The 6,619-nt window shown below is 43.1% G+C and carries 6 protein-coding genes; 2 read left to right on the top strand and 4 right to left on the bottom strand.

Annotated features, from left to right (window positions below):
- Positions 1-289: 289 nt before the first annotated feature.
- The 4 genes from RTR76_RS19470 to RTR76_RS19455 form a co-directional block, all read right to left on the bottom strand.
- Positions 290-673 carry a type II toxin-antitoxin system death-on-curing family toxin gene (locus RTR76_RS19470; RefSeq protein ID WP_312524128.1) on the bottom strand — a complete coding sequence of 128 codons (384 nt, stop codon included), beginning with the start codon at positions 671-673 and terminating at the stop codon, positions 290-292.
- On the bottom strand, positions 673-915 hold the full coding sequence (locus RTR76_RS19465; protein WP_312524126.1) for an AbrB/MazE/SpoVT family DNA-binding domain-containing protein: 243 nt from the start codon (positions 913-915) through the stop codon (positions 673-675). Before RTR76_RS19465 ends, RTR76_RS19470 begins: the two co-directional genes overlap by 1 nt.
- 90 nt (positions 916-1,005) lie before the next feature.
- Positions 1,006-1,947, bottom strand: a complete 942-nt coding sequence (locus tag RTR76_RS19460) for a TIGR01212 family radical SAM protein (RefSeq protein ID WP_312524124.1) — start codon at positions 1,945-1,947, stop codon at positions 1,006-1,008.
- Positions 1,937-3,706 (bottom strand): B12-binding domain-containing radical SAM protein, encoded by a 1,770-nt coding sequence (locus RTR76_RS19455; protein WP_312524122.1) that lies wholly within the window; start codon positions 3,704-3,706, stop codon positions 1,937-1,939. Before RTR76_RS19455 ends, RTR76_RS19460 begins: the two co-directional genes overlap by 11 nt.
- 114 nt (positions 3,707-3,820) lie before the next feature.
- Between RTR76_RS19455 and RTR76_RS19450 the strand changes: the two genes are divergently transcribed.
- Both RTR76_RS19450 and pepF read left to right on the top strand, forming a co-directional pair.
- Positions 3,821-4,603, top strand: coding sequence for an N-acetylmuramoyl-L-alanine amidase (locus RTR76_RS19450; RefSeq protein ID WP_312524119.1), 783 nt, complete (start codon positions 3,821-3,823; stop codon positions 4,601-4,603).
- A 116-nt stretch (positions 4,604-4,719) separates the two neighbouring features.
- The gene (pepF, locus tag RTR76_RS19445; RefSeq protein ID WP_312524117.1) at positions 4,720-6,603 is read left to right on the top strand and encodes an oligoendopeptidase F; all 1,884 of its coding nucleotides are present in this window, start codon (positions 4,720-4,722) and stop codon (positions 6,601-6,603) included.
- The last annotated feature ends 16 nt before the right edge of the window (positions 6,604-6,619 follow it).

Genomic DNA, 6,619 nt, shown 5'->3' with positions numbered 1-6,619 from the left:
TCTGGCGTTATTACTTCTTACATTGTTTAGTTTTCAAGGAACACGTTTTGTGTTTTTGCACATCACCGCTTGTTGCAGCGACGTTTTATAGTTTAACACGTTTGTTTCAACATGTCAACTTCTTTTTTATTTTTCTTTCATCGCTTGTTTCGGCGACTTGTATATACTATCACAACATTCAATGTTATGTCAATATATTTTTTATCATTTCGTCAAAGCTCAGCGACGACTTACAAATAGTAACACGGTTAAACAGTTTATGTCAACTCTTTTTTGCAAAGTTTTCAATTTAATAAGGAGCGGTGTTTTTACGAAACCAGCGCACAAGGTGATCAACCTGAAGTTTGCCTGTTTCCGTTCCCACGATGAGTTCATACAGACTTTCCTGCGAAGCAGTCACTTGATAACCATTTGAACGGAACAAGAACATCGTGCATAGAAGTGCTGCGCGTTTATTACCATCAATAAATGGCCGGGAATGAATGAACGCATACATTAAAACAGCAGCCTTAGTAAACAAGTCCGGATATAGTTCATCTCCTTCAAAAGTAACTAATGGCTTAGCCAGTATACTTTCTAACATCTTTTCATCATTAATTGCAGCCTGTCCACCAGTGCGTTGAATAATCTGTGTATATATGTAGATGACTTCTTCCAGCTCGAGGTATCGCATTATTTAGCTAGCCTCCTGAGAACATATTCATAATCCAGGAACAATTTATCTACCGTGCGCACAAATTCAAGCGACATGTTGTTTTTTTTCGTAATAACCGGTTTAAGTACCAATTCTTGTTTCTCGCGATTGATTTCTACCGTCACATGTGAACCATCACGTAATCCTAATGACTTTAGCATTTCTACTGGCAGGGATACGACAAGACTATTACCGGCTTTGAAAACCTTACGTACCTCCACTTAAATTCCCCTCCATAAAGACGCTTGTTATGTATATATTCTCAGTATAGAATAGGCCTGACAAACTGCCAAGCCCTATTCTATACTCACTTACAGAAACTTTCGCACTGCTGTGCCGTTAAGATAGTTGCATTTCTTCCCCTGCCACGTGTCACGTTCTGTCATCGTGCGTTCAATATCGTCGCGAATTTTCCACCAGCCCGTTTGCCAATTGCTAAACAGCGTATTCGCTTCCGGCGCACGGCCAATTACTCGCTGCACAACAATATCACTTTTGAGATGTTCCAGAAACGCAACCACACGCTCAACATATTCTTCTTTGCTGATCAGCGTTATCTTGCCTTGCTCATACCAGTCAGCCATAACGGTTTTCTTGACAATATATAAAGCATGCAATTTTACCTGGTCGATACCAAGCGCTGACATGACCTTGGCATTTTCTATGGTATCGGTCATATCATCCCAGGGAAGATTCAGGATCAGATGAGTGCAAATTTCAATTTGATACCGTTTGATCCTGATAACGGCATCAATATATTCGCCTAATGTATGTCCGCGATTAACTTTAATGAGAGAATGATAATTAACAGATTGAAGCCCTAGCTCTATACTGATGTCGATCTTGTTTTCTTCACGGAATTCAGTCAGCATCTCTAAATAGCTGTCATTGATGCAATCCGGCCGGGTAGCCAAGGCTATGCCAACAATATTAGGCTGGCAAGCCTCGTTCAGATAGTTCCTTAGCCGGTCTATCGGCAGATAGGTATTACTGAAGTTTTGAAAATAGGCAATATACTTCTGAGCTTTATATTTGGGTGCAATGTGTGCAATATTTGCTTCAATCTGGTCTTTTACTGTCATCGATTCCGGTAGATTTTCATAACCGGCTCCTATTTCACCACAAAAAACACAGCCCGATGTACCACAGGCTCCGTCACGATTCGGGCAGGTGACGGGAATACTGATCGGCAATTTATATACTTTCTCGCCATATCGCTGACGCAAATAATCGGAATAAACATTATAACGCAAAACTTGTTCCCCCAATCGTGAAATCCGCACCTTTAACAACCTTCCAAATCACATCATCTTCGGTATACTCAAATAAGACAGGCACCTCTTGCCCGTAGTCCTCTGAAAGTCCGGCAAATCTGGCAAGTACATATGCAGGAAACACTTCAATATGATAGAGACGTTTTAATTCGCGCCAAGTGGTAAAAGTATAGTTCTCTATATACTGGCGAACGATTTGATCATTACGCCAGAATTGATTCTTTTCCTCCGTCCACTCTTCTCCATTCCAAGGCAAAAACTCAGGCCTCAGCGTACCCTTCGCTCCCGTTAGTGCATCAAACTTTAACAATTGCTCAAACAGGTCATTTTCCTGGGGATAATGAAGCTGACAAAAATCCCAGACATAGCGGACTATGGATTTGGGACTATGAGCCATCCGGTGCAAGCCATGATTTTCCCAATAGGCAGTTAGTTTTTCAAATAAATGAAAGGCGTTACCATTATTTCTTTCCGTCAACCATGTTACGGTTGTGACAAAACGTCCGCTATTAAATACATGGTCAAATATATCCTCCAGCAGGTGGAGCCTGCGAACTTCATCGTACGACATATAATTGTTTTGCAAAACCTCATAGGGAGCATAGCCGGTGAATTGGTAGCCATGCTTTGCTGCACTTTTACGTATTCCCGATCCTTTAAGCATTTTTAAAAAGCCAATTTGCAGCATATGCGGCTGCAGACGGTATACATCATTAAAGGATTGTCCAAACCTTTCATAACTTTCATATGGTAAGCCAACAATTAAGTCCAGATGCAAATGCATATTACCATAAGAGCGTAGTCTGGTAACATTGTCAACAATGCGCGGCCAATTATTCTTACGCTGTATTTCCGTTAACGTCGGTTCATGGGTGGATTGCACACCTATTTCCATTTGAAAACGATTTTTAGGGGCATCTTTCAAAAATACCAATACTTCCCCATCTAATATATCGGCAGCAATCTCTAGGTGAAAATTAGTCCGGCACTGCTGCTTGGCAAGAAACTCTAGAATAGGCAGATAATGCTCTTTCTTGGCATTAAACGTGCGGTCAACAAATTTCACCTGCCGTACATCGGCGTCAATAAGAATTTGCAAATCCTGAAAAACACGTTCCAGGCTTAAAAAACGTACACCACTTGTTGCGCTTGACAGGCAATATTGACAGGAAAATGGACATCCACGGGAACTTTCATAGTAAACAATCTTTTCCTTTAGTTCGGCTAGGTCCTGCTCACTATAAGGAAAGGGCAGACTGTCAAGTCTGGCAACCTGCTGGGGGCTGCCATTGGTGCATACCTCTCCGTCTTCACGCCAGCTCAGGCCGCTTATCCCTGCTATCTCGCCGCCGCCCTGGAGCACAGTTAACAGCTGCAGCAGCACTTCCTCTCCTTCTCCCTGTACCACAAAGTCCACCGCGCTGTTAGCCGTCAGCACCTGTGCGGGATCATAGGAAACCTCGGGACCGCCCAGAACAATTTTTATTTCAGGCATAACCTGCTTAAGCATCGACGCAAGTGCCAGCGTCAGCTCAATATTCCAAATATAGCAGGCCAAGCCAACTATTTGTGGCTTTTGTACATATATATCGGCAAGTACATCGAGGAGCTTATTATTAATGGAGTACTCACTTATGGTAATTTCATCACAGGCAGGCTGACAATAACTTTGCAAGTAACGCAGCGCCAGCGAGGAGTGAATGTATTTTGCATTCAATACCGTTAATAAAACTTTCAAAACAACACCTTCTTACCATTAGCATTCATAAGCTGAATTTGATATTTCCCTTTTCTCACCGCCTTGCCCCCGCTTGCATAGTATAAAACAAGTAACCGCAAGGAGGGTCAAGTCATGCAGATTATTATAGATGGCCGAAAAGTCCCTGTTAGCCCAAAGGTTTCTAAAGATTTGCTTCTCACCCTGCGCAGTATTGCCAAAACACAGCGCTGGGGCACATTATACGATACAACCCGGGAAATCGTCTACATTAATACGAAAAATTCCAAAACGCCCGTTCCGATTGCCGACCGACCGGTAGTCAGCGAGGATGAAACAGAAAGCAATCGTCTGTCCGGTAAAGTCATATGCATTGATCCGGGACATGGCGGCAATGATTCGGGAGCAATTGGCCCCACCGGCACCGCAGAAAAAGATAATAATTTAGCGATTGCTTTACTATTGTGTGACAAGCTGGAAAAAAACGGAGCAACCGTCATTCTCACCCGGGACACCGATATCGAAGTAAAAGTGTCTGATGCTTCCACTGAAGCAGAGTTTGGTGCCCGTGTGGATATTGCAAATGATCATGGAGCGGATATTTTTATCAGCATTCATAATGATGCCTTTACCAATCCTCAGGCAGTTGGAACTACCACCTTCCATTACGGCGGCGCTGACGGTATCCGGCTGGCTAATGCCATTCAAAAAAGTTTAATAGAAGGGTTAGGAACAAAAGACCGGGGAGCACGGTTTGCAAGCTTTTATGTCATTCGCTATACGAACATGCCCGCCGTGTTAGTCGAAGCAGCCTTTATTTCTAATCCGGAAGAGGAAGTCTTACTGGCAAGTGTTGATGGACGTTATAATATTGCCGATAGTATCTTCCGGGGAATTGTTAAATATTTCAAAGTATAACCCATTAACGAGAGATTTCTTCCTTTTCGGGTAAACTAGCAAAAAGAAATAGAGGAAGATATTTATTTATTGCCAATATATACTATACAGCAAAATTTACCCGAAGGAGAGTGTTCATGTTTAAAATGGCGCAAATAATTCCTTTTGTCGTAGGTGCATTGCTAGCCTCTCAGACGACCGGCAATGCCGCCCCCAATTCAAGCCTCCCTACTCGCGAAGAAGTAGCTGACCAGTACAAATGGCATTTAGAAGATATTTATGCCAGCGAAAGTGCCTGGCAGGCTGATTTTGACAAATTGCGGAGTGACTTGGAGCAAGTCAGCAAATACAAAGGACGGCTGAGCGAATCTGCCCAGACCTTAGCCGCGTGCCTGAAATACCGTGACGAAATCGGCATAATTGCCGGCAAGCTTTATTCATTTGCCCGTATGCATCGCGATGAAAATTCGGCTAATACCCGTTATCAGGCTATGACAGGAAAAGTCGAAGCTCTTTTAGCTGAAGCCGGAGCTGCAACAGCCTTTATTGAGCCGGAAATTATTGCATTGCCGGAAGACAAATTAAATCAATTCCGCAAGCAAGAAGGCCAGCTTAAGGACTATGCCTATTACTTTAGTAATTTGGCCCGCCAGAAAAAGCATGTTCTGTCTCCGGCTGAAGAAGAGATTCTCGCCCATGCCAGCGAAGTAACGCAGGCACCGGAGAACATCTTTACCATGCTGGCCCGTGCAGATATAAAATTCCCCAAAATTCAAGATGAGCAAGGTAATACGGTTGACCTAAGCGAAGGTCGGTACCGTACTTTTATCATGTCTCCTGACCGGCGTGTGCGCGAACAGGCTTTTACCGGTTTGTTTAATACGTATAATCAGTATCGCAACACATTTGCTGCTACTTTAGGGGGCAATGTAAAGAAGAATGTTTTCTTCTCCAAAATACGTAAATATGATTCAACATTATCCTCCGCTTTAGAGGGTGACAATGTACCTGTTGCCGTTTATGACAATCTGATCAGCACTGTTCATAACAACCTGGCTCCCCTGCACCGTTATGTGGCACTTAAGAAGAAGGCTCTGCAGCTGGACGAAGTACACATGTATGATTTATATGTACCGGTTATCCGGGATGTAGATTTTACTATTCCCTATGAAGAGGGACTTGATCTTGTGCGGGCCGCTCTGGAACCACTGGGTCCTGATTATAAAAAGAACCTGGAAACCGGCTTGACTGCAGGCTGGATTGATGTCTACGAAAACCAGGGAAAACAAACAGGTGCTTATTCCTGGGGTTCTTATGGTGTTCATCCCTTTGTATTGCTTAACTATAATAACCGCTATGATGATGTTTCCACCTTAGCCCATGAGATGGGGCATGCATTGCATAGCTTTTACAGCCAATCCAACCAGCCCTATCCTACTTCCTCGTATGTTACATTCACTGCTGAAGTAGCCTCTACTACAAATGAGGTCCTGCTTATTGATTTTATGCTTAAGAAAACAACCGACAAGCGGCAAAAGCTCTTCCTGATTAATCAGTATCTAGAGTCTATTCGTGGTACCATCTACCGGCAGACTATGTTTGCCGAGTTTGAAAAACTACTCTACGAAAAGGCAGAAAGTGGTGAAACCATTACTGCTGATATGCTTGATAGTTTGTGGCATGACTTAAATGTCAAATATTACGGACCTGATATGGTAGTCGATAAAGAGGTCGACATCGAATGGGCGCGAATTCCGCATTTTTACTCTAGCTTTTACGTTTATCAATACGTAACAGGCTATTCGGCAGCAACTGCTTTTGCCGATCAAATCATCAAAGAAGGGAAACCCGCCCAAGAGCGGTATATTAATAAATTCTTAAAAAGCGGTGGTTCCGACTACCCCTTAGTTATTCTCAAAAATGCCGGTGTCGATATGTCTTCTCCCAAGCCCATCGAAATTACTTTGCAGAAATTTGCCGCCCTCCTGGACGAACTGGAAAATATGATAGCCGAATCTTGACAATTCTGGATGGAGC

It is taken from the genome of Anaerospora sp., from assembly GCF_032013335.1.
Taxonomy (GTDB): Bacteria; Bacillota; Negativicutes; order Sporomusales; family DSM-15969; genus Anaerospora.
Note: the sequence above shows the minus strand (reverse complement) of the source record. Positions and strands in the feature narration are given on the sequence as shown.